The organism is Mesorhizobium sp. W067 (assembly GCF_054719525.1).
On sequence record NZ_JBTTII010000001.1, the window covers coordinates 2892620 to 2917020 of the forward strand.

Below are 24401 nucleotides of genomic sequence, written 5' to 3' on the forward strand. Positions count from 1 at the left end.
AAAGAGATAGAGCATGATGTCGTCCGAAAACCGCTTCACACTTTTCGGCATCATGCCGTAGGGAGTTGCCGATGGCCCACGTGGTCCTGAGAGATCTCGTCAAGACCTATGGCGGCTTCAAAGCTGTCAACGACGTTTCGCTGACGGTCAATGACGGCGAGTTCGTTGCGCTCGTCGGCCCTTCGGGCTGCGGCAAGACAACCACGCTCAATCTTGTCGCGGGATTGATCCCGGTCACATCGGGTGACATCGTCATCGGCGACCGCGTGGTCAACGACCTCGACCCCAAGGACCGGGACATCGCGATGGTGTTCCAGAACTACGCGCTCTACCCGCAGAAATCGGTCTACAAGAACCTGGCGTTCCCGCTGCAGATGCGCAAGCTGCCCAGGGACGAGATCGACAGGAAGGTCAAGGAAGCGGCGCGCGTGCTCGACATGACGCACCTGCTCGAGCGCAAGCCGCGCGAACTTTCAGGCGGGCAGCAGCAACGTGTCGCCTTGGGGCGCGCCCTCGTCCGCGACCCTGCCGTTTTCCTCATGGACGAGCCGCTCTCCAACCTCGACGCCAAACTGCGCGTCCAGATGCGCTCGGAGATCAAGCGCTTCCACCAGGACCTCAAGGCGACCATCATCTATGTCACGCACGACCAGCTCGAAGCCGTGACCATGGCCGACAAGATGGCGGTGATGAACGGCGGCTACCTGTTGCAATACGATTCTCCGGCGCAGGTCTTTGCCCATCCGGTGAACATGTTCGTCGCCAGCTTCATCGGCAGCCCGGCGATGAGCCTTGTTCCACTGGAGGCATCGACAGCAAACGGCAACACTGCGTTGACCGGCGCGGAGGGCTGGAGCCTTGAGCTCTCGCCGCTCAACGCCCGGAAGGTTGCGAAGGCAACGTCGAGGAAAGTCGTGCTCGGCGCACGTCACTCGACCATCAGGCTCCACAAGAGCGCGGTGCCAGGCAGCGTCCCGGCCAGGGCCTATACAGTGGAGCCGACCGGAGATGTCACCTTCGTGCAGGCGTTGCTGTCAGGCGCCATCGTCAACATCAGCGTGTCCCCCAACATCGTCGTCGCACCTGACGAGCAGATCTGGCTCGAGTTCGACCAGGAGCGGCTGCATCTGTTCGATGGCGAAACTGAACTGGCCCTCAAGGCCGGCTGAGACAAGACGGGGTTCATTGGGAACGTTGGGGATGACTGAAAAGCTTAAGATCACCGCGATCAAACCCTATCCTGTATGGGTTGGAACGCGTAATCAGATGCTCGTCAAGATCGAGACCGACCAGGGCGTCTTCGGCTGGGGCGAGAGCGGCTTGAGCGGGCGCGAAAAGGCCGTTGCCGGCGCGGTCGAGCATTATCGCGAGTTTCTCATCGGCCGCGACCCGATGCAGATCGGGCGGATCTGGCAGGAGGCATATCGCAGCCAGTACTTCGAGGGCGGGCGCGTTCTGCAGGCGGCGATTTCCGCCATCGACATCGCCCTGCACGACATCAAGGGCAAGGCGCTGGGGGTGCCTGTCTACGAACTGCTGGGCGGCAAGCAGCGCGACTGCATCCCCACCTTCGCCTCGACCGGAGACGAGGCCGAGGGCGACGTCGCCATCGAACGAGCCCGGGAGCTGCGCGCACGGGGGTGGCAGGCGATCCGCTTCTTCCCCGCAGGGCAAAGCAGCAGGGACATCTTCGAACCCCGCGAGTCGATCGGCGCTACCGCGAGCATGCTGAACAAGGCGCGCGAGGCGCTTGGCGACGACGTCGTTCTCGGCATCGACTATCATCATCGGCTGTCGGTGGCAGAGGCGGCGAGCTTCTGCAACAAGCTCGGCCGCGGCGTGCTTGATTTTCTCGAGGAGCCGATCCGCGACGAGACACCTGAAGCCTACGAATCCCTGCGCAGGATGACCGACATTCCCTTTGCCATCGGCGAGGAATTTGCCAGCAAGTGGCAGTTCCTGCCCTACATCGAGCGCGGCATCCATCAGTTCAACCGTCTCGATGTCTGCAACGTCGGCGGGCTCACCGAGGCGATGAAAGTCGCCGGCTGGAGCGAGGCGCACTATGTCGACCTGATGCCGCACAATCCGCTTGGTCCGGTGTGCACGGCCGCGACCCTGCATCTCGCCGCCGCGGTACCCAACTTCGCGTGGCTCGAGACCAGGGAACCCGAGACGAAGCTGGGCTTCGACAATTCCGACTTCTTCCCCGTGCAGCCACGGCTCGACGGTCCCGACTATCCGGTAAGCGACCTGCCGGGGCTCGGCGTCGAGGTCAACGAAGCGGCGGTCCGGGCGGAGGCTTTTCGTTTCTGGGAAGCGCCTCACCTCAGGCGCCGGGACGGGTCTGTTACGAACTGGTAGTTCCATCTCAACCGGAGTCCACAATGACGCATATCCCTGACATCACGCGACCGCCCAAAGACCTCATTGACGCCCTGAGGGAAATCGGCGCCGCGACGGTTGCCGGCACGCTGGGCCACATGGGTTTCCGCAATCCGCACATGGTCGGTCCGGTGGCGCAGAACCATGGGAAGTCGATCGTCGGGCCGGCGCTGACGCTGCAGTTCCTGCCGCAGCGGCCGGACCTCTTCAGCGAGGGAGAATACGCCGACCCGGAAACGCAACTGCACCGGCACGTGCTCTATCACGCGCAGGAAGGCGATGTGGTCGTCGTCGACGCGCGCGGTGACATGAGCTCGGGCGTCTTCGGCGATATGATGTCGACCTATTTCAAGGGCAGAGGCGGCGCGGGCATCGTAATCGACGGCTGCATGCGCGACCGGCCCAATGTCGAGGAGCTCGATCTGCCCCTATGGCTGCGCGGCTGGACGCCCAACTACCATGTGCAAACCAGCATCTATCCGAACGCCGTCAACGTTCCGATCGCCTGCGGCGGTGTCACGGTGATCCCCGGCGACATCATAGTGGCGGACGACGACGGGGCGGTTGTGCTTCCCGTCGCAATGGCCGCAAAGGTGATCGAGGAATCCCAGAAGCATCACGATTGGGAAGAGTTCTCGCGAGAGAAGCTGATGCAGGGCGCACCGCTGCAGCGCTACTATCCGCTGCATGACGATGCCCGCGGCGAATATGAGGAGTGGCGCAAAGCCAGTCGTCCGGCGGATTGACGCAGGCATTCAAGACGATCCATATGTGCGGTGAAATTCGATGTGCCCCCCGGCAGACTACTAGGGGGCCGTCTCAGCCGGGACCGCGCCGCCGACGAACGTCCCGATCAAGAAAGGCGCTTTCGTCTGGCGAGGCGGCGGCTCCGACACGGAAGGCGAACGACGTGACCCGCGTCGCATTGATGTCGATACCGCACCGAAAGCTCAGATGGTACCATGTCGTTGCCGTGCGGAAAGCGGTGTCTGGGGCGTCAAGAACATTGCCGGCCTTGAGCGGAATGCTTGGGATCAGTTGGGGAGAATAAGAGGCGTCGTTCAACTCTTGCTCAAGAACGCTGGCGCAAAGTCTGGCGGCCCGTTGATCGCGAGGCACGTCGGCCATCGAGTTCGTTGCGAACACATCACCGGTAGCGCCTTGCGAAAAGAGTTTGCGAACGCCCGGAAGGCCCGAATATGGCCGCGGTGTAGCCGAGGCCACGTCGATGGAGTTTGGCTCTTCGGTGATTCCGCGTCCTGACTTCGTAGCCTTTGCGGGGCGGCGTTTCGGCACGTTTTCGGGTCTGGTCCGAGGCGCCTGAGCCGACGCGGGAAGCTCGATCTCACCGTCGTCCCCATGGGCAGCCAAAGGCATTGCGGCCGCGGATGCCTCTTTGTCAGCGGGTGGGGTCGCAGCCTCCTGTTTGTCCGCTTCCGGCTTCTCATTAATCTTGGCTGACTCTGCCGGCTCTCCGGCGTCTGGCGCTGAGGCGGGTTTACTCTCCGCATTCTTTGGCGCGACAGCCGACTGTGGCTCGTTATCCTTGGGCGGCGATGGCGCATTGTCTTGAGCGCTGCCTCCATCCAAGGATTTTTTGGGGCCAGTGTCTTTGTCGCCGAACTGAAAAACAGGCCTCAGGACCTCGATTGGCGGCAGCTTTTCCGGTGCCTGCTTTTCAACCTTCTGCTCCGAAGGATTTCCGGGTGGCGGTGGCGGCGGCGCGGGAGCGGATTTCGGTTTTGGCTGTTCGGGCGGCGGCACGAGCGCGACGTTCACCGCTTGCTCCTCCTGCGGCTGCTGGGCAGGAACGGGCAGGCCATAGACCAGGAACGCGGTGATGAGCGCATGCAGGACCAGCGATGCGGGCAAGGCCCACAGCAAAGTCCGCCGCCGCTCGGATGTCTCGGTCTTCATCCCTCACGATGTGGAGCGAAACTGCGGCGGCATCAAGCGTGGCAACCGTATTGGCGCATTCAGCCGCAGCTCAGCAGTGAGGAGACGACGCCTGATTGCTTCTCGCCGCCGGCTCCATTCTCTGCATGCCCGCCTCCAATCTCAGCGACGCAGGCTGGCGTCGCGGGCTCGCTCGCGGAGCTCTTCGCGAGAAAGGCCCGCATCCGCCAATATGCTGTCTGGAAGCCGCCTCAAGCTCGCAAGCGTCTGGCGATAGGCAAGCCAGCGGGCGAAACGGTGTCGAAGTTCATGCAACATGATCGTCTCCTTGGCGAGCGGGATACCCACGCTCTTGGATTGGTCGAAAACGCAAAGCAATCGCGCAAAGCGTATGCACGATCGAACGGATTGCGCTGACTGCCTGGCCAACCGAGGTGCCTGTCATTTTCCCGCCAGGGCAGAATTATCAAGCGCTTCCAATGCCTATATACTTGCGCGTGATGGCCGCTTCGCGCTACAGCCACGGTCGCAAGGAGTTTTTCATTTCTGCAAAATGGATATTGGCTGGGACGATCTGAGGTTGTTTCTCGACGTTGCGCGGCTGGGTGGCCTGAGCGCGGCTACGGCAACCACGCGCCTCAGCGCAGCCACACTCGGACGACGCGTCACCGCGCTCGAAAAGCAGATCGGCGAAGCGCTGTTCGTACGGCAGCAGACCGGCTACCGGCTAACCCCGGTCGGTGAAGAACTGCTGCGGCGCGCCGAAGACGTCGAAGCAGCAATGCAGTCGCTGACCCGCTGGCGCGAGGGAAACCTGCCCGACCGCATTGTCCGCGTCTCGGCCGGGCCTTGGACCTCGGCCTTCGTTTCGGCCCATATCGGCGAAATCTGGACGGTCGATGACGGCATCAGGGTGGAACTCGTCACCACCACCGACCGGGTCGACATCGGTCGCCGCGCCGCCGATATCGGCATCCGCAGCGAGCGTCCAACCGAACAGTGGCTGGCCGGCCGCCAGAGCGGCAAGGTCGCGTATGCCATTTATTCCGGATGCCACCTGATCAACGGCATCGCTGCCGGCTTGTTCGTCGGCGTCACCGGCGAAGGAGCAAACGTCGCCTCGGCGCGCTGGCTGCAAGCCCATCACGGCGACCGCATCGCCGTGCGAGGCAACAACACCCATTCGGTGCGAGAACTTGTGGCCGCGGGCGCCGGCCTTTCCGTGTTTCCGTGTTTCGTCGGCGACAGCGATCCGCGGCTGGTTCGCGTCGCTCAGCCTATCCCCGAACTCGAAACCGACCAGTGGATCGTCACCCATCATGAGGAACGCCACTCCCCGCCAGTACGAAAGATTGCCGACCGGATTGCCGCTCTGATGCGGGCCCATCAGCCGTTGTTTCGCGGCAAGATGCCGATCCGCTAAGCGTCAGGCGTCGATCGGCCGCCAGATTCTCAAGGTTCTCGCGCGTGAGGCGGGCGCGTGAAGCTTGAAGGGGTTGGATCCCGGATTGTGGATTTTCGCTGGCCAGAAGCCGAGCGAATTCCGGAACATTGGACTAGACCCATTCAAAAGGTCGGCTCATTCAGGCGTATATGATACAAGTCCCACATCTTGTCTTGCCGCAAAGTTCACCCTCTGATTCCCTGTGCCAAGGCGATAGAACCTGATTCTTGCACCTGGCGTGTTCAAGCGGCGCGTTCCGGGAACTTTTTTATCGATCAATTCCAAGGAGACAAGACGATGAGCACCGCGGCAAGGCCCGTCATCTCGGAAATGCGGCCGAAGATAACCGTCATCGGTGTCGGCGGTGGCGGCGGCAACGCGGTCAACAACATGATTGCCGAAAATCTGCAGGGTGCGGAGTTCATCGTCGCCAACACCGATGCCCAGGCACTGACCATGTCGAAAGCATCGCGGCTGATCCAACTGGGTGCCCATGTCACGGAAGGCCTGGGCGCCGGGTCCCTGCCGGCGATCGGCCGCGCGGCAGCCGAGGAATCGATCGACGAGATCAGGGACCACCTTGCGGGAACCCATATGTGCTTCGTGACCGCCGGCATGGGAGGCGGAACTGGAACCGGTGCCGCGCCCGTCATAGCGAACGCTGCACGGGCAGCCGGCATCCTGACGGTGGCGGTCGTCACCAAGCCGTTCACCTTCGAAGGGAAGCGCCGTATGCAAGCCGCCGAAGAGGGCATCGAGCAGCTTCGCGAATGCGCCGATACCGTGATCGTTATTCCGAACCAGAACCTCTTCAGGATCGCTGACGCAAAGACGACTTTCGCGGACGCCTTCGCCATGGCTGATCGCGTCCTTTATTCCGGCGTCGGCTGCATAACCGATCTCATCGTCAAGGAGGGGCTGATCAATCTCGACTTCGCTGACGTGAAGTCGGTGATGCGCGACATGGGCCGCGCAATGATGGGTACCGGGGAAGCCACGGGCGAGGACCGCGCCAGGAAGGCCGCCGAAGCGGCGATAGCCAACCCGCTTCTCGACGAAGCCTCGATGATCGGCGCCAAGGGCGTCCTGGTCTCGATCTCGGGCGGCATGGACATGACGCTGTTCGAAGTCGATGAGGCCGCCACCCGCATCCGCGAGGAGGTCGACGCCGACGCCGACATCATCGTCGGCGCCATATTCGACCGGGCACTCGCCGGAAAATTCAGGGTCTCAGTCGTCGCGACAGGATTGCGGCAGGGCCTGGAGATACCGCAGTAGGCAGGATCCGGGCTGCTGATTTATGAGTCTGGTGGACCGTGGTCATGGGCTTCGCCACCGAAAAGTCGGCCCGCAAGCCCGCACCATTGAACTTGCCGGTGAATTTGCGTTGCCGGCCTAGGGACCGAATTCGTTTCGAGGCCGCTGCCACGAATGCGCGAACTCGCATCAGCGCCGCCGCGGAACCGCTCCCAACTGCAACCGCGCCGCGAATGCGCTTCGACCCGGATCCCCAACAGGAGGCCATACAGATTGACCACGGCAGACATTTCGCCTGCGATATGGCCAGCATCTGCTGACCACATGATCGGCCCTTTCTGATCGGTGATGCGGGCTCGCTGGATATGGCACAATAAAACCGGCATGGGTCAGACGTCGGGAGCATCCAGTGGCGGCCAGCCTCGCAAGCGCTATATCGAAGAAAAACTCAGGTCGACCCGACAGGGGCATACTCCATGGCTGACACGCCGACACCCGATGCTTCGTTTCTCGCGGCCCTGACGACAGAGCATTTCGTGCAGCAGACAGCGATCAGCACGTCCATAAGTGAAATGGCGTCGCGGACGACCATCTACATTATGGCTCTGTCGAGCGCTCTGGTGGCAACGGGCTTTGTTACGCAGTCCTCCGAGTTCTTCCTGCCGTTTGTCGCGGTTGTGCTGCCATCGGTCTTTTTACTGGGTGCCTTTACCGTCTTGAGGTTGGTCGACATCGCCGCTGAGAACATGCAGGCCCATATCGGCATTGCCCGGATCAGAGCCTACTATCGAACTTTGGGCGACGAGGCTGCCTTCCAGTTTTCCAAGGAATTCGGTCGCTGGCCCGAAAATGACGCCGAACCTTCTCTTCGTACTGGGCCTCTCCTGGCGTACCTGACCACTGCAGCGACTATGATCGCATTCATAAATGCCATCGTCGCTGCGGCCGGCGTTACTCTGCTTGCGTTTCGTGTCGGTGCAGAACTATTGCTCGCGCTGTGTCTTGGTGCTGGAACAGCAATCGGCTTGATGACGATTTTCTATTTATACCAGCGCCTTCGGACGAAAGGCATGGTCCGCATTGCCAAACCCTATGGTTCTGAAAAGAGCGTGCTTTGAGCGGGTAACGAATGTGGTGTTTGTCTGAACGCCACCGGCATGGCAATTCCGGTCTCATTGACGACCAATGCTCCACGCTCCTCGCAGGCTGTTCGCAATGGCGAGCCCTTTCGGGATCGAGATATTTGCGCAAACTTTTTTGCCCGGCATGCGTTGTTCGTTCTCCGAGCACAGGAGAAAGCCATGCAGACTAAGTCGCAGACTTCAGCTGAAGCCGCCAAGCAACGGCATATCCAGCGTGGTATCGACGCCAAAGACGAGACGAAGAGCAATGGCAAAATGCAACAAGCGATGCAAGCCGGCGCCCGCAAATATCCCGAGCCGCCTTTTCCCGAGCAGCATCAACCCAAACCGGGGCATGAATGGGCGATCGAGCCCGCTCCGCTCTACGATGCGCCTTACTACCTCGGATCGAAAAAACTCGACGACAAGGTAGCGCTTATCACGGGTGGTGATTCCGGCATCGGCCGTTCGGTGGCAGTCTTGTTCGCCCGCGAGGGCGCCGACATTGCGATCGTATACTTGAGTGAAGACAGGGACGCCGAAGCGACCAAAAACGCCGTCGAAAAGGAAGGCCGGCGTTGCATACTGATAAAAGCCGATGTCAGTGAACGCGAGCATTGCCGCAACGCCGTGGCGCTGACGGTCGAAAAATTCGGCAGGATCGACGTGCTGGTCAACAACGCCGCTTTCCAAATCCATTCCAGTGACTTCAACGACCTGACCGAGGAACATTTCGACACGACGCTGAAGACCAATCTTTACGGCTATTTTCATATGGCGCAGGAGAGCGTGCCGCACATGGAGCCGGGCTCCGCGATCATCAATACCGGTTCGGTGACCGGCATCGACGGTTCCAAGCAACTGGTTGACTATTCGATGACCAAGGGCGGCATTCATGCCTTCACGCGAGCGCTTTCGGGCAATCTGATAGGCAAGGGCATCCGGGTAAACGCGGTCGCGCCAGGTCCGGTGTGGACGCCGCTCAACCCTTCGGACAAGGAAGCCGACGACGTCTCGAAATTCGGCGCGGATACGCCGATGAAACGGCCAGCGCAACCGGAAGAACTTGCCCCGGCTTACGTGTTCCTCGCCTCGTCGCATTGCTCGAGTTACATCACGGGAGAGATCCTGCCGGTGGTCGGTGGCTACTGAGGTCGCGGAACGTATTTCGTTGCATTGGGCTACCGAGTAGACGGCACGCGACGACGTCGTCTCCAGGGAGACGCTTGCCGCGCTCGATCGCTTCAAGAAACGCGTGATCGGTGCCGTGCGCCGCCGCTACACGGCACCCGCCACGGCTCCGGAGCAATAGCGCTCCGTGTTGGTCGAAATCCTCGCTCGCGTTTTCAATTTTCTGAATTTCCGCTTGGAACTCTCCCGCCGGCATACCGTTCAAACATCATTGAGCCAGGAGAACCACCATGTCACGAGGCGACAAATCGAAATACAGCGACAAACAGGAACGCAAAGCCGACCACATTGCCGCAGGCTATGAGAAGCGCGGTGTTTCCGAGAAGGAATCCGAGCGCCGGGCATGGGCGACCGTCAACAAGGACGATGGCGGCGGCAAGAAAGAAGGCGGCTCGGGTCGTGGTAAACACACCGGACACCCCGCGGCCCACAAGGGTGGGAAAAGCGGCGGCAAGGCATCGGCTTCACGGTCAGCCGAAAGCCGATCGGAATCGGCAAAGAAGGCAGCGGCAACCCGCAAGCTGAATGCCGAGCACCATGCCCATTAACTGCCCCGCAACAGGTTCGGAACGCCATGAAACCCAAGCTCGTCAATCAGGTCAGCGGGCAAAGGACTTTCGTCGTCGTGCTCGACCTCGGCGACGAAGGCTTCGGTGCGCTGACAGCCTTCGCAACCGACCAAAACCTCGGCAGTGCCTCTTTGACTGCGATCGGAGCGTTCGGCGCCGCCTTGATCGATCTTAATGCGTGAGGTTGGCAAGCGCCTACCCGGCTCCTTGGCCATCAAGGGCGGATGTCTCTGTGGCAGGATCCGATTCAGCGCCGGGATCGAACCGAGGGTTCACTACTGCCACTGCGATATGTGCAGACGAGCGACCGGCAGCGCGTTTGCAGTTCTTGCCTGGATGCCCTGCCAAAGCCTGACCTGGAATTCCGGAACGCCAACATATCGAAGGTCTTCGCCGATCGCGCAAAGAGGCTTCTGCCCAGAATGCGGGTCGCCGCTCAGCCTTTGCTATGACGCGTCGCCAACCGAGATCGCGCTGCACGTCGGTACCTTCGATGATCCGGCTCACCTGGAGCCTCGGTACAACTATGGTTCAGCGCAGCGCCTTGGTTGGGTGTGCTGCGGAATAGACCTACCGGACCGCGACACCGAGGAACGCTGGTAGCGCCGCCTGTTGCGAATGACCAAGATTGCCGATCAGGAATGCGGCCCTTTGCGACGTGGCCAGACCGTTGACAACCCCTAAGCGCTAGCCGGTTTTGATCCTTTGGGGGGCCGCATTCTCTATCGCGAGGAAAATCGCTTCGAACAGATCCTCGTCGCGGAAGGGCTTGCCGAGCAAGGGCACGTCGGCTGGCCGATCGGCAATCTCCCGGGCATCGGCATAGCCCGTGATCATGACCGCTGGCCAGTCCGAGCGCAAATTGCGCGCGAAGCGGATCACGTCGACGCCGGATACGAGTGGCATGGCGAAGTCGGTGATAATGACGTCGAACTGGTTGGGAGTGCGCTCCATCATGGCCAGCGCCTCCGCCCCTCCTCCCGCGCAGGTCACCTCGAAACCACGTTGGCGAAGGGACTCGGCGGTCAATTGCCGCAAAACATGGCTGTCGTCGATCAGGAGGATTGATGGGTGCTCCATCCCGGCATCGGCGAACGCTCGTTCAATGTCGGGTTCCACCACAGGATCGACCGGCTGTTCGGTCGATCGTGGCAGCCAGAGTTGCATGGTAGTTCCGCGGTTGACGACGCTTTCTATGCGAAGTGTCCCACCTGACTGCTTCATGAAGCCGTAGACCGTGCTGAGGCCGAGGCCCGTTCCCTTACCGACCGGCTTGGTGGTGAAGAACGGTTCGACGACCTTGGCGACAAGATCGGGAGGTATGCCGGATCCGGTGTCCTTGACGGCGATCATGACATAGTCGCCCGGCGGAATATCCTCTGTTGGCGTCCCGATCGATCGATTCTGCGCATGCACGGTTATTGTCCCGCCAGAGGGCATGGCGTCACGCGCGTTGAAAACCAGATTCATCAAGGCCAATTCAAGTTGGCCTGCATCGACATGCACCGGCCAGATCGTGTCATCGATCTGCCAGTCGAAACGGATCAACCCCCCCAGCACGGGCGCCACCAATCCGTTCATCGTGTCGCCCAGCGCAGCAAGGCGCACCGCTTCCGGCTTCAGGGTCTGGCGCCGCGAGAATGCCAGCATTCGCGCGACAAGGTCAGCGCCTTGTCTTGCAGAACGCCGCGTCAGGTCGAGTACCTGTTGCGCCTGATCATCCAACGTAGCCCGGCGTTCAAGCAGCCCTAACCCACTGAGAATTGCGGCGAGCAGGTTGTTGAAATCATGCGCCAGGCCGCCGGTTAGCTTGCCGATAGCGTCGATGCGCTGGGATTGAAGCAGCTGATCCTCAAGACCGCGCCGCTCGGTGATGTCAAGCAATGTGCCGATGATTTCCGGTTCACGGCCATCTGAGCCGTCCGACATCACGCCCTGGTCGAGAAAGATGCGATACTCGCCATTGGCGCAATGCCAGCGGAACTCGCACGTATAGGAGCCGGTGGTTTTGGCCGCCAGCAGCGCTTGCTTCAATCGCGGCAGGTCGTCGGGATGAACGCGGCTGAGACCGAACTCCGGATCCGATGTCAGGTATTCAGGCGCAAAGCCGGTCAAGCGCTCGACGCCCTCGGTAACAAAGCGCGCCGCGAAGGGCGGCTCGGCTGCCCGAGCATGAAAGCAGACCGGCAACGAATTCAGGATGGCATCCTGCCGTTGCTCGGCGCTGCGCAGCGCGCGTTCGGCCTGAAGCTTGTCCTTGTGCGCCTGCAACGCCTGCGCCAATAGTCCCTGCTCGACCTCCGCCTTGCGCTGGATCTCGAGCGTCTTCTCGTGGAGTTCGACGAAAACCGCGACTTTCGAACGCAGCATGATCGGATCAAATGGCTTGAACACATAGTCGACCGCGCCGGCATCATAGCCGCGCAGCATATGCGCATCCTCCTTGTTGATGGCGGTCAAGAAGATGATTGGGGTGCGCTTGGATTGCTCGCGCTGGCGGATAAGTGCGGCCGTTTCATACCCGTCCAACCCTGGCATGAGGACATCCAGGAGAATGACGGCGAACTCCTCTTTCAGCAGAAAGCGCAGAGCCTCTTCGCCCGATTGGGCGCAGATGACCTCTCCGATAGTCGCGAGCACTTCGCTGATCGCCAGCAGATTGCGCTCATCGTCGTCCACCGCCAGGATGCGGGCTCTTGCCGGCCCTTCGGCAAGAGCTGCCACCTCAAGTTTCCTTACCCTGTTTCTTGCCAGCTTTTGCATCGAACGGCCGTCAGTTCGCTGCCAGGAGAAGTTTTTCCGGGCTCTCGACACGGGATCGGGCACGCCCGATCCAGACACGAAGCAGCGCCAGCAGGAGATCCAGGTCGACGGGTTTGGCGATGTAGTCGGAAGCCCCGGCATCCAGACATTTTTGCCGATCCCCCTTCATCGCCTTTGCGGTGACGGAAATCAGCGGGATATGAGCAATCGCCGGCGTGCCGCGAATCCGCCGCATCGTCTCGTAGCCGTCCATCTCCGGCATCATGATATCGATCAATGCCACGTCGACATCGGGCGCCTGTTCAAGAAGCGCGATGCCATCACGGCCCCGCTCGGCATGCAGAACCTGTATGTCATAGGTCTCCAGAACACTGGTGAGCGAATAGATATTGCGAATGTCGTCGTCGACGATGAGAACTTTCGCCCCGGCGAGATCGGACTTGCCGTTATGTTCAGTTCCTGCCCAGGCCTCTTGGCGACCTTCTCCCGGCAGCGTTGCCGAAATATGCAGCGCCAATTGAGCGAAGTTCTCCGCCCGCGGTGCTTCCGCCAAGGCCGGGTTCAACGCCAGTACCTGTTCAAGCGCGTCCGGGTGAGGCGTAAAGAACAGCAGCTGCGGCAAGGCTTCGCCGAAGTGGCCGGTGATCTCGTCCAGCGCCTTTGCGTTGTCCTTGGCGGAGCGTCCAAAGCCGAGCACGACGGCATCATAGGAGGCGAGGCCAACGTCTTCTGCATTTGCCGCAACTCGACCGATCGCGGTGACCGACGTTACGCCGTCGCGGATTGCCTCGACCAGCGCCAGACGCCGCTCCGGGTCAGGGTCCACGACCAGAACGCGGCGCTGAACGCGGAGCTTCTTCGAGTGGATATCCTGAAACACCTTCATCAGCTCGTCCGAGGAAACGGGCTTGGTGGAAATGCTGGACGCCCCCTTGCGTGCGAGACTGTCGATGTCTTCGGCACCCGAGATGACATGGATGGGAATTCCCCTCGTCTTCTGGTCATGCCGCAGCAGATCGAAAAGCACCCAGCCATCGATATCCGAAAGCCCGAGATCAAGCGTGATTGCGTCGGGAACGAGCTTGCGGGCCAATGCCAGCGTGCCGGAACCTGCATTCGACAGAACGCCTTTCAGCCCGGCCGACCGGGCGAGGCCGAGCAGCAACCCGCCAAAGGTCGGGTCGTCCTCGACGATCAACACGATCCGATCGGTGGGTAGGATTGAATCGCGGTCGTCGATCAGCTCTGCCGAGGCCGGACTGCTGAGCAGAGCTGTCGCAGCAACCGCCTCCGCCGCCGGAGCCAGGGTCGACTGTACTGTCGTCACGCGGGGGCCGTCGAACGGGATGATGAGGGTAAATGTCGACCCCTTGCCCGGCGTGCTTTCGACCCGCAATTCGCCGCCAAGCAAGCGAGCGATCTCGCGGCTGATCGAGAGCCCAAGGCCGGTGCCGCCATACTTGCGGCTGGTGGTGCCGTCGGCCTGCTGGAAGGCCTCGAAAATCAGCTTCTGTTTGTCTTCTGGAATGCCAATGCCGGTGTCGGTGACGGCGATCGCGAGAGCCTTCACCGGCTGCGTCGCGCCATTGCGGCGGCCGGCCTTTTCAACCCGGAAGTTCAGGCTGACCTCGCCTTCCGAGGTGAATTTGAATGCGTTGGAAAGCAGGTTGAGGACAATCTGCTGCAAGCGTTTCTCATCTGTGCGGACCGTGTCGGGAAGCGCCGGATCGACCTTGATGGTGAAGCCAAGTCCCTTGTCGGCTGCCAGCTGACGAAAAGTTCGTTCCATATGCTGGCGAAGATGCGTCACCGGCATATCGTTGATGTCGATGGAAACAGTGCCCGACTCGATCTTCGACAGATCGAGGATATCGTTGATGAGGCTGAGAAGATCGGTTCCTGCCGAATTGATGGTGCGGGCGAACTCTACCTGTTTTTCGTTGAGGTTGCCGTGCTGATTGGTCGCCAGCAGGTTTGACAAAATGAGCAGCGAATTGAGCGGCGTGCGCAGTTCGTGGCTCATATTGGCCAGGAATTCGGATTTGTATTTCGACGTGAGCGCCAGTTGCTCGGCTTTTTCCTCCAGCGCGCGTCGCGCCATCTCGATTTCGAGATTCTTGTTTTCGACCTGCTTCTTTTCGTTCTCGAGCAGCTGCGCCTTTTCCTGCAGCTCCTCGTTCGTCGCATGCAGCTCTTCCTGCTTTTTTGTCAGCTCGGTTTGACGCGCTTGCAATTCCGACGTCAGCAGTTGCGACTGCTTGAGCAGGCCCTCCGTGCGCATCGTCGCAGCGATTGTGTTGAGAACGATGCCGACGGATTCCATGAGCTGGTTGAGGAACGACTGGTGTGTGTCACGAAACTCGCCGAACGAGGCGAGCTCGATGACGGCTTTGACTTCATCCTCGAACAGAGCAGGCAGGATGATGACATTGGCTGGCGAGGCGCTGCCAAGACCAGATGTGACCCGAAGGAATTCTGGCGGCACATTGTCCAGCATGATGGCGCGCTTGTCGGCGGCACTTTGCCCAACCAGGCCCTCTCGCAGATCAAGCCGCTGCTTGATGGCAGCCTTGCTCTCGGCGCCATAGGAAGCCGCCAGCTCAAGATAGGATTCCTCCTCGTCGCGATTGGTGACGTAGAACACCCCATACTGGGCGTTCACCAGAGGAGCGAGTTCGGACATGATGAGCCGCGAGACGGTGGCAAGGTCGCGCTCGCCTTGCAGCATGCGCGAAAACCGGGCGAGATTGGTCTTCAACCAGTCCTGCTCGGCATTCTTCAGCGTCTGATCCTTCAGATTGCGGATCATCTCGTTGATGTTGTCTTTCAGCGCGGCGACCTCGCCGGAGGCTTCGACGCTGATCGAACGGGTAAGATCGCCCTTGGTCACCGCCGTCGAAACCTCGGCGATGGCACGCACCTGGGTGGTCAGATTGGCAGCGAGTTGATTGACATTGTCGGTGAGGTCGCGCCAGAGGCCGGCGGCACCTGGCACACGCGCCTGACCGCCGAGCTTGCCCTCGATGCCCACCTCACGGGCGACGTTGGTCACCTGGTCGGCAAAGGTGGCAAGCGTCTCGATCATTCCGTTGATGGTGTCGGCCAGCAGGGCGATCTCTCCCTTCGCGTCGACCGTCAGTTTGCGCCTGAGATTGCCTTGCGCGACCGCCGTCACGACATCGGCGATGCCGCGCACCTGATTGGTCAAGTTCGTCGCCATCAGGTTGACGTTGTCGGTCAGGTCCTTCCAGGTACCGGCAACACCTTCGACGCGCGCCTGGCCACCAAGCTTGCCCTCGGTGCCAACCTCACGCGCGACTCGGGTGACCTCGCCGGCGAAGGAGTTCAACTGGTCCACCATGGTGTTGATGGTCGACTTGAGCTCCAGGATTTCGCCCTTCACATCGACGGTGATCTTCTTCGACAGGTCGCCGCGCGCCACGGCGGTCGTGACTTCGGCGATGTTGCGCACCTGGCCGGTCAGATTCTCGGCCATCGAGTTCACATTGTCTGTGAGATCCTTCCACGTGCCGGCAACGCCGCGCACCTGCGCCTGGCCTCCCAACTTGCCTTCCGTGCCGACCTCGCGTGCCACGCGCGTGACTTCCGAAGCGAAGGAATTAAGCTGGTCCACCATTGTGTTGATGGTGTCCTTCAGCTCCAGGATCTCGCCGCGGACATCGACGGTGATCTTCTTCGAAAGGTCCCCGAGCGCCACGGCGGTGGTTACCTCGGCGATGTTGCGCACCTGGCCGGTCAGGTTGGCCGCCATGGCGTTGACGTTTTCGGTCAGATCCTTCCACGTGCCGCCGATGCCGCGCACCTGGGCCTGGCCGCCGAGCTTGCCATCGGAGCCGACCTCGCGCGCCACACGTGTCACTTCCGAAGCGAAGGAATTGAGCTGGTCGACCATCGTGTTGATGACGTCCTTGATCTGCAAGATCTCGCCCAGCGCGTCGACGGTGATCTTCTGGGTCAAGTCGCCGGTCGCGATGGCCGTTGCCACCTTGGACACGTCGCGCAATTGCACCGTCAAATTGCCGGCCATGGCGTTGACGTTGTCGGTCAGATCCTTCCAGGTGCCACCGACGCCTTCGACATGCGCCTGGCCACCAAGCTTGCCTTCCGATCCCACTTCGCGGGCCACACGCGTGACCTCAGAGGCAAAGGAGTTCAGTTGGTCGACCATCGTGTTGACGGTGTCCTTGAGCTCCAGGATCTCGCCTTTGACGTCGACGGTGATCTTCTTCGACAGGTCGCCGCGCGCCACGGCGGTGGTGACTTCTGCGATGTTTCGAACCTGGCCAGTCAGGTTGGCGGCCATGAGATTGACGTTGTCGGTCAAATCCTTCCATGTGCCGCCGACGCCCCTCACCTCTGCCTGGCCGCCCAGCTTGCCTTCGGTGCCGACCTCGCGTGCCACGCGCGTCACTTCCGAGGCAAAGGAGTTCAGTTGGTCGACCATCGTGTTGATGGTGTCCTTGAGTTCCAGGATTTCGCCTTGCACGGCGACCGTGATCTTCTTGGACAGATCGCCCGACGCGACCGCCGTCGTCACCTCGGCGATATTGCGCACCTGACCGGTCAGGTTCTCGGCCATCGAGTTGACGTTGTCGGTGAGGTCCTTCCAGGTGCCGGCGACGCCGCGCACCTGCGCCTGACCGCCAAGCTTGCCTTCGGTGCCAACCTCGCGTGCCACGCGCGTGACCTCGCCCGCGAATGAATTCAGCTGGTCCACCATTGTGTTTATCGTGGATTTCAGCTCGAGAATCTCGCCCTTCACGTCGACCGTAATCTTCTTCGACAGGTCGCCCAAAGCCACTGCGGTCGTCACTTCGGCGATGTTGCGCACCTGGCCAGTCAGGTTCTCGGCCATGGAATTCACATTGTCGGTCAGATCCTTCCACGTACCACCAACACCCTCAACGCGCGCCTGGCCGCCAAGCTTGCCTTCAGTGCCGACCTCGCGCGCCACGCGCGTCACTTCCGAAGCGAAGGAATTAAGCTGGTCCACCATCGTGTTGATGGTGTTCTTCAGTTCTAGGATTTCGCCCTTGACATCGACTGTGATCTTCTTCGACAGGTCGCCCGACGCGACCGCGGTCGTAACCTCCGCGATGTTGCGCACTTGCCCGGTCAGGTTCGTGGCCATCGCGTTGACGTTGTCGGTCAGATCTTTCCACGTGCCGGCGACGCCCTTGACCCGGGCTTGGCCGCCGAGCTTGCCTTCCGTACCGACCTCGCGCGCCACGCGCGTCACCTCGGAGGCGAAGGAGGCCAACTGGCCGACCATGGTGTTGACGATCTTGCCGATGCGCAGGAATTCGCCACGCAGCGGTCGGCCATCAATTTCGACCATCATGGTCTGCGACAGGTCGCCCTTGGCGACGGCGCCGATAACGCGCGCAACCTCAGCCGTTGGCTGAACCATGTCTTCTATGAGATCATTGACTGAACGGACACTGGATTCCCAACTGCCGGTGGCATTGCGAACCCGGCCGCGCTCGCCTATCCGCCCTTCCTTGCCGACGACCCGGCTCAAGCGCTCGAACTCGCGCGTCACTTGGTCGTTGAGGTCAGCGATCTCATTGAAAGTCTCAGCTATCTCGGAATCGAGGCCTTCATAAACATTGTCGATGCGGACGGAGAAATCGCCGCGCCGGAAGGCTTTCAGAGAATTCAGGATGCTTCGACGGTCCAATTGCTTCTTGGATGCCTGCACGGTCACAGCGCCACTCCCAGCCCTATGGATTTATACGGATAAAGTTGCCCCCGCGGCCAATGGTGGATCGCGCCGCAAGACCCCAAACGCGGCATCTTCAATTTTGTTCCATCGTGCCGTGAATTCCAGGCCGACGGTTGCGCCTTGGTTTGAACGCCGGATTTTCATGATGCGGTTGTGGATTTATCGTGCTTCAGCCGACCACGACACGTCATAGCCGTTTGCCATTGCCAGAGAGGCGGAATTGCGTTGCGCAACTCGGAAGGCGAGGCAGGCTTTGCGACCCATGTCCCTTGAAGGAAAATCGGATCGTGAAAACCCGAATTGGCGTAGCTTGCCGAATGGACGACAAAGGGGATGTTTCGGGCGTCAAGCAACGTAGCTATTCGTTCGAGCGCGATAAACGCCTCGTCTTCCAAAATCGCAACGGACCTATGGTGGTCCAATTATCGCAGTCCTTTGCTCTCCGAAGCGATCGGCAGCGCAGCACGCCGCCTGACCGGTTCCACCCGGTGGTCGAAGCTCACGGCAATTTTCTTGCCGGACATGGCATGGACCATAAGCCCGACCAATTCCTCGTCGTCGCAGCGACACTCAGGAAACCTTGCGCGGATTTCATCGACCGCAAACGCCGTCGAGATAATGTCGTCAGCGCGATAGCCAGAGATCACCGCGTAGACTGCGCTATAGGTTTCAAGGTCAATGACTTCTGTTTTCAGCACATCATCCTCCCTGCGGAAGGCCGACGGCAGAGGCGCCGGATGTCTCGCAAAGATTGCTAGATGCCGGCATCGAGTCTTCGGCGCTGTATCCTGTTCATTCTATGACGGTTGGCCGCGCTGTCGATAGCTCTGCAAGGCTTTGTACGCTTCCAGACACTGATTCACGCGAGCGACCAGATCAGGCAATCGTGCCGTTCATATACGTTTTCCGGTTCACTGTAGTGCCGTCCGCCAACTGAAACAGTCCGCCCGACCAGAATGACGATTGTCGGCCCTTTCACTTGAAGCCCACCAGATCAGCGAGTGAGTTGTGGCCAACACTCCAACACCTCCGCCATGCTGGCCGCCTCAATCTGCTCACTGAAGCGGGAATGGTAGACTTCCATCAGTGCGTCATGGGTCTGGTCGGCAGAGCTGCAGATGGCATCGGTGACGAGAATGACGCGAAAGCCACGATCGATGGCGCCAAGCACGGTCGCGAGAACGCAAACGTCGGTTTCGCCACCGGTGATCACGAGCGCACGCACGCCGGAGCCACTCAGCAGCGCGTCGAGCCGCCCCTCGGTCCAGGGCGAATAGACGTGTTTGTCGACCACCGTCGCCGGCGGTACAAATCGTGCGAGTTGAGGCATCAGCTCGATCAGGCGCGGATCGATGTTGGAAAGGGTTACCTCCGCCCACCGACGATAGTAGTTTGCCCACATTCCCGGCGCCTCGCCCGGGCGGGCGGCAGGAATGAAGCGCGTGAACAGGGTACGGCTGGCATGTCTGGCGACCAGTTCTTCGATCGCCGGGACCACCTTTTCAGCCCACGGCACGGGCCAAGGTCCACCCGGCGCAAACAGGCGCTGCATGTCGACGCACAGATGCAGGCCATCGTCGCCTATTGGTCCGTGAATCAATCCTTGGGCGGCCACTGGTGGATTCCGTCGGGTTTGGGTTACTGGCCTGCCTGCCGCGCTGCATCGGCCTCAGCCACATCAACAGTGTAAAGCAATTCACCGTTTTCGTTGGATACCCTCACAAGCCAGCCGGACAGAGCGTCCGTGCCAGGCTGCAGGTCGGCGAGAAGATCGATTGCGCAGCGGATAGCTTCGGACCGGGCCGCCTCAAGGCTCGCCATCCTCGACGGCGGTATGCGTCGGCTGGTTTCGCCATCGCGATACTCAAAGACATATACGTCGCCGGCGCCGTCGCTTGCAGAGGTTATCTCGACCTGGTCGAAATTGCCGTTGCTGCTCGCGTCATATTCATTGGCTGCGAGATCAAAGGTCGCTGTCTGGACCAGGATTGCCTTTGCGCGGGCAAGCACGTCATCTTCAGCTTGTATCCCGACGTTTGCCATGTCCACCGTAACGCAGTCGCCGCCCTCGCCGCAAAATATCACCCGGCGAACCGACTGCCCGTCTGGCGCCCTGGCATTCACCACTTCGGTCCGAACGACTTGCACGACACTCTCCTGCCTGTGTCTGACAATGTTCATGGTGCGCTTTCGGTTCCTGCGGATGCAGGCGCCGGCCCGGCAACTTAACGGCTTGCCCCGCCGCCAAAGGCCATTCGGAACCCAAGGCCAACAATGAAGAGGCCGGCGATCCGCTGCTGCCAAAGCCGCACACGAGGGCGCTTCAGGATCCAGGCGCCTATGCTGCCGGAGGCCACGGCATAGGTCCCCAACACCAACACGCCCGTCATTTTCTGAGTTGCTCCCAGCAGCAACAGTTGAAGCGTCACGGAACTCCCATGCGGATCAACGAACTGAGGCAGGAACGCTACCATAAACGTGATGGGCCACGGATTGAACAGATTGGCAATCATGCCTTCCCGCGCCGCGGCAACGGCCTTGATCGGGGACGTATCCGGCCGAGCCTGTGTTTCCGGCTTCGTGAAGACCAGCCCTAGCCCGAGCCATACGAGATACGCCGCCCCAAGCCATTGCAGTGCTCCAAAAGCTAGTGGGGAGGTTCGCACGAGAGACGAAACACCGAACGCTATGAGAGGAAGCTGAACCATGCCGGCGCCGGCCGTCATCCCCAATACCGTGAACAGCGCAACCCTGCGTCCCTGCCCTATGCCGCGCGCCGTCACCAGCATGCTATCCGGCCCGGGCGGCATCTGCAGCAGGACGACCGTTCCCACGAATGCTATCCAGTGGGCGGGATCGATGACTTGTTCCTCTCAACAATGATGCTCTTGTTGGACTTGGAGCGGCGATATAGCCGGTCAACGCGAAGCTGCGGCGCCGAGGCCGTTGCGCAGAAGTAGCTCATGTCTGGTTCAGAATTAACTGCAGAGCCGCGACCGCCTTGCTCCACGATCATCTCGGCAATGTACTCCTTGAGGTCCCCGACTTCGTCCTGAATGTCCTCGGGGGCGATGCCTTCCTCGTCTGCATCCGCGATGCATTCGCTTGCGAGTTCCTCTGCGGCATCGACGCCCTTCCGCATGAGAGCAGCCTTTTCGATCACATGCTCCTCAATCCATACTCCGACGAAATGGACTGTACGATTTACGATGAGGTCAGCGTCTTCCGAAAGCTGCGCCTCGGTTTTCAAATCGTCCCTCGTCGACACTTTCATGGAACTCACCTCGGCAAATGGGCTCACTTCCAACGCCGACAGGTTGCCAAAAGATGCACCGTGCCGATGAAAATCGCTGTCGAGACCGACAGGATTCCCCCCACCGGACATTCACGGTGCACCGAGCCCCCGCCGCAGGAACAATTCGAGCGGCAACGCGTTGCCCTAGCTGGAAACGGGATAAGCGCAAAATGGCCGCGCCACGTGCTGCCTGGAAGGGCTTCTTGAAGGTTGGTTCGGTTACTTGCGGCGTGAAGATTGTCGGCGCAACCAGCGAAGCATCCAAGATCCATTTCAAGATTTTGAACCGCAAGGACGGTCTGCCGGTCAGGAGCGTCTACGCCGACGAGGAGACCGGAAAGCTGGTGGATGCAGCGGATCAGGTGAAGGGTTTCGAGATCGAAAAGGACGAATTTCTCCAGATCGAACCTGACGACATAAAGGCGTTGAAGCTGACGTCGAAGCACACGCTCGAAGTCGGCGAATTCGTATCGATTGACGATATCGATACGCGCTATCTCGAGAAGCCCTACTATCTGATCCCGGCCGACGGCGCCGCAATCGAAGCATACGGAGTGATCCGCGATGCCATGAAGAACAAGGGCGTGGCCGCTCGATCCTGCGTGGTGCTCTACCAGCGCGGCCGCGAAGTGCTGATTCAGCCCTATGGCAAGGGGATGGTGATGACCGAGCTTCGCAACCACAACGAAATGGTTTCGGAAAGCACTGTGTTCGATGGATTGGCCAAGCAGAAATACGACCCCGATCTGCTCGAAATCGCCGGCATGCTTATTGATAAAAAAGTGACGACCTTCGATCCCTCGAAATTTGAAGACACCTATGAAGACGCACTGATCGCCATGATCGATGCAAAGCGCAAAGGCAAGAAGCTGCCGAAGCCCGCACCAAGGCCACAGGAGAATGTCATCAACCTCGCTGAGGTGCTGAAGAAGAGCCTCAAACAGGAAGGGCTGGCGAGATCCACAAAGAGAGCCTCACCGAAACGCAAGACAGCATAGTTGATAACTGCCCAGCCAGAAGGTCCGCACAGCAGCTCCAGCCGCCCTTAATCGCTCGGAACAATTCTCGCGGTTGCCCGTTGGCCACCAAGGACGATGCCTTATGGCCGAGATCAAGAACGTCGACGGGGCAGTCCTCAAAGAGCCAGAGGCAGCGGATACCAACATTGCGCTCAAGGAGCCGGAACGCAGGACTCTGATCGGGCGCCGACAAGCCCCAGGACCGCTGGCCATCGGTAAAAATACATGGGGTGTGAAAAGACCCTTTCGCCTCCAGACGCGGCGACGCGCGACCGGTGGCGGGCCGAACCCCACGCCCAAGCGAAACCCGGAGAATAGATGTGCCCCCCAAACCAGAGCCAACCGAAGAGCCGCCAGTGGATGCGCCGACGTGGACGCCGGACATACGCGAGCCTGAGCCGGATCTTCTTCCCGACGAAGTGCCAGTTCCTAATCCGGACGAGAACCGTGATCCGCCAAAGCGAGGCGTGGTGACAGACTGAACAACGAGTTTGGTCCGCCATCCTCCTGCAAAGGCGTTTATCTCGCCGCCGGGTTCAAGATCGCCAGTGAAATGCGACTGGATTTGGCTGCGCCGAATGCTTGACGGATTTGGTCTCGATGGTGTGGACCTATCGACGCCTCGCCAAGCCTCATTTTCCAAGTATCTGTTCGAACGTGCATTGCTTCGGGCTTTTGTCAGGACGCCATCGCAGAAATTTGGTGCCATGACGGAAACGATCGCCGGTGACATGATCGAACCGCACCTCCGCCACCAGTTCGGGCCGCAATGGCTCCCATTGTCCGCTTCTTTCCGTGCTCCACCGACTGGGGCCGCCCGGCGCTTTTCCCGTGAAGCCAGGAGCCGATCGCAAAGCTTCAAGTTGTCGCGTAAGCTTGGCCCTGTCCTCCCGGGCGATCGTCGAAGTGAACCCGACGTGGTCGAGTTGCCCCTGGTCATTGTACAGGCCGAGCAACAGGGAGCCGACTTCACGCGAATTCGCCAGGTAGCGGAACCCTCCGACGACACAATCGGCCGTGCGCAGGCGCTTGACTTTGATCATGGCGCGCTCGCCGGGTCGATATTCGTCATCGAGAAGCTTGGCAACGACCCCGTCGGTCGAACCTTGTCCGGATTGGCCTAGCCATCTGCCTGCCGCCGCCAAATCAAGCGTTGCCCGAGACAGTTCGAGATCCTTTCGCCCGGCCGACTTTACGAACAGTTCGAGTGCAGCGCGCCGAACCGAGAGCGGCTGCTGCATCAAGACGCCCTCGGAGGTCGCCAACATGTCAAAGAGGATCAGCTTTGCCGGCGTCGCGACCGACAGTTTCCGGATCCTGCTTTCCGCCGGATGCAGCCGCATCTGCAAGGCGTCGAAAGAAAGAGAGCCTGCAATTTCGATGACGATCTCACCATCGACCACGAACTCTTTTGTTTTCAGTTCATGCAACATCGCGACGACTTCCGGGAAATACCGCCCTAACGGCTTGCCGGATTTTGCACGCAACTCCACGGCCGCGCCGGATTTAAAGGCCAGGCAGCGGAACCCGTCCCATTTGGGTTCGTATTGCCATCGGCCAGCATCGGCCGGCAACGTGTCGGCAGCCTTTGCTTCCATCGGCGCCGTGCTCAACGCCACGCCGAAAGACGATTTTACACTCGTCGGCAGATCGCGAGAGATGGCAGATTCGCCCGTCATGAAAGTTCCGTGGACAACGATGGAGATCGACTCAAC

21 protein-coding genes are annotated in these 24401 nt (G+C 60.4%); 11 read left to right on the forward strand and 10 right to left on the reverse strand.

The genetic code is table 11. The annotated features are described in order from the left end of the window. The first annotated feature begins 71 nt into the window (after positions 1-71). From ACYG97_RS14170 to ACYG97_RS14180, 3 genes are read left to right on the forward strand one after another with little or no spacing between them, the layout of a single operon-like run. On the forward strand, positions 72-1169 hold the full coding sequence (locus ACYG97_RS14170) for an ABC transporter ATP-binding protein (RefSeq protein WP_023733178.1): 1098 nt from the start codon (positions 72-74) through the stop codon (positions 1167-1169). Positions 1170-1200: 31 nt separating this feature from the next. After that, positions 1201-2364: a mandelate racemase/muconate lactonizing enzyme family protein gene (locus ACYG97_RS14175; RefSeq protein WP_023687861.1), complete on the forward strand. Its 1164-nt coding sequence runs from the start codon at positions 1201-1203 to the stop codon at positions 2362-2364. Between the two features lie 23 nt (positions 2365-2387). Next, positions 2388-3131: a ribonuclease activity regulator RraA gene (locus ACYG97_RS14180; RefSeq protein WP_023733179.1), complete on the forward strand. Its 744-nt coding sequence runs from the start codon at positions 2388-2390 to the stop codon at positions 3129-3131. A gap of 73 nt (positions 3132-3204) precedes the next feature. Here the strand turns inward: ACYG97_RS14180 and ACYG97_RS14185 are convergent, their stop codons facing one another. Beyond that, on the reverse strand, positions 3205-4302 hold the full coding sequence (locus ACYG97_RS14185; protein ID WP_023733180.1) for a DUF930 domain-containing protein: 1098 nt from the start codon (positions 4300-4302) through the stop codon (positions 3205-3207). Between the two features lie 141 nt (positions 4303-4443). Next, on the reverse strand, positions 4444-4599 hold the full coding sequence (locus ACYG97_RS14190) for a DUF1127 domain-containing protein (protein WP_023681184.1): 156 nt from the start codon (positions 4597-4599) through the stop codon (positions 4444-4446). Positions 4600-4834: 235 nt separating this feature from the next. On the opposite strand from ACYG97_RS14190, the gene ACYG97_RS14195 reads away from it, so the two are divergent. The 7 genes from ACYG97_RS14195 (at position 4835) to ACYG97_RS14225 (ending at position 10466) form a co-directional block, all read left to right on the forward strand. Then, positions 4835-5704 carry a LysR family transcriptional regulator gene (locus ACYG97_RS14195; RefSeq protein WP_023714617.1) on the forward strand — a complete coding sequence of 290 codons (870 nt, stop codon included), beginning with the start codon at positions 4835-4837 and terminating at the stop codon, positions 5702-5704. A 318-nt stretch (positions 5705-6022) separates the two neighbouring features. Beyond that, positions 6023-7003 (forward strand): cell division protein FtsZ, encoded by a 981-nt coding sequence (ftsZ, locus tag ACYG97_RS14200; RefSeq protein ID WP_023696303.1) that lies wholly within the window; start codon positions 6023-6025, stop codon positions 7001-7003. A 455-nt stretch (positions 7004-7458) separates the two neighbouring features. Continuing rightward, a complete protein-coding gene (locus tag ACYG97_RS14205; protein WP_023691383.1) occupies positions 7459-8100 on the forward strand; it encodes a hypothetical protein in 642 nt (213 codons plus the stop codon). A gap of 183 nt (positions 8101-8283) precedes the next feature. Continuing rightward, a complete protein-coding gene (locus ACYG97_RS14210; protein WP_023687856.1) occupies positions 8284-9255 on the forward strand; it encodes an SDR family oxidoreductase in 972 nt (323 codons plus the stop codon). 269 nt (positions 9256-9524) lie between these two features. Continuing rightward, a complete protein-coding gene (locus tag ACYG97_RS14215) occupies positions 9525-9842 on the forward strand; it encodes a hypothetical protein (protein WP_023733181.1) in 318 nt (105 codons plus the stop codon). Positions 9843-9868: 26 nt separating this feature from the next. Beyond that, positions 9869-10045, forward strand: a complete 177-nt coding sequence (locus ACYG97_RS14220) for a PPC domain-containing DNA-binding protein (RefSeq protein WP_023704643.1) — start codon at positions 9869-9871, stop codon at positions 10043-10045. Next, on the forward strand, positions 10038-10466 hold the full coding sequence (locus ACYG97_RS14225) for a GFA family protein (RefSeq protein ID WP_081839719.1): 429 nt from the start codon (positions 10038-10040) through the stop codon (positions 10464-10466). Before ACYG97_RS14220 ends, ACYG97_RS14225 begins: the two co-directional genes overlap by 8 nt. Before the next feature lie 84 nt (positions 10467-10550). Here the strand turns inward: ACYG97_RS14225 and ACYG97_RS14230 are convergent, their stop codons facing one another. From ACYG97_RS14230 to ACYG97_RS14260, 7 genes are all read right to left on the reverse strand, one after another. Further along, positions 10551-12587 (reverse strand): response regulator, encoded by a 2037-nt coding sequence (locus ACYG97_RS14230; protein ID WP_245260761.1) that lies wholly within the window; start codon positions 12585-12587, stop codon positions 10551-10553. A gap of 49 nt (positions 12588-12636) precedes the next feature. Beyond that, positions 12637-18348 carry a HAMP domain-containing protein gene (locus tag ACYG97_RS14235; RefSeq protein ID WP_031246159.1) on the reverse strand — a complete coding sequence of 1904 codons (5712 nt, stop codon included), beginning with the start codon at positions 18346-18348 and terminating at the stop codon, positions 12637-12639. 446 nt (positions 18349-18794) lie between these two features. Continuing rightward, positions 18795-19070 (reverse strand): hypothetical protein, encoded by a 276-nt coding sequence (locus ACYG97_RS14240; protein WP_023725485.1) that lies wholly within the window; start codon positions 19068-19070, stop codon positions 18795-18797. Positions 19071-19366: 296 nt separating this feature from the next. Beyond that, on the reverse strand, positions 19367-19987 hold the full coding sequence (locus tag ACYG97_RS14245) for a cysteine hydrolase family protein (RefSeq protein ID WP_023687850.1): 621 nt from the start codon (positions 19985-19987) through the stop codon (positions 19367-19369). A gap of 23 nt (positions 19988-20010) precedes the next feature. Beyond that, complete coding sequence (locus ACYG97_RS14250) at positions 20011-20553, reverse strand: DUF6894 family protein (protein ID WP_156937169.1); 543 nt, start codon at positions 20551-20553, stop codon at positions 20011-20013. 44 nt (positions 20554-20597) lie between these two features. Next, complete coding sequence (locus ACYG97_RS14255; protein ID WP_245260762.1) at positions 20598-21206, reverse strand: LysE family translocator; 609 nt, start codon at positions 21204-21206, stop codon at positions 20598-20600. Positions 21207-21211: 5 nt separating this feature from the next. Next, complete coding sequence (locus tag ACYG97_RS14260; RefSeq protein ID WP_198029688.1) at positions 21212-21646, reverse strand: DUF768 domain-containing protein; 435 nt, start codon at positions 21644-21646, stop codon at positions 21212-21214. A gap of 53 nt (positions 21647-21699) precedes the next feature. Here ACYG97_RS14260 and ku point away from each other — a divergent pair, with 53 nt between their 5' ends. Then, positions 21700-22665, forward strand: a complete 966-nt coding sequence (ku, locus tag ACYG97_RS14265; RefSeq protein ID WP_460221590.1) for a non-homologous end joining protein Ku — start codon at positions 21700-21702, stop codon at positions 22663-22665. Positions 22666-23318: 653 nt separating this feature from the next. Here ku and ACYG97_RS14270 read toward each other — a convergent pair. Then, positions 23319-24365 (reverse strand): ATP-dependent DNA ligase, encoded by a 1047-nt coding sequence (locus ACYG97_RS14270; RefSeq protein WP_050588795.1) that lies wholly within the window; start codon positions 24363-24365, stop codon positions 23319-23321. Positions 24366-24401 lie beyond the last annotated feature (36 nt).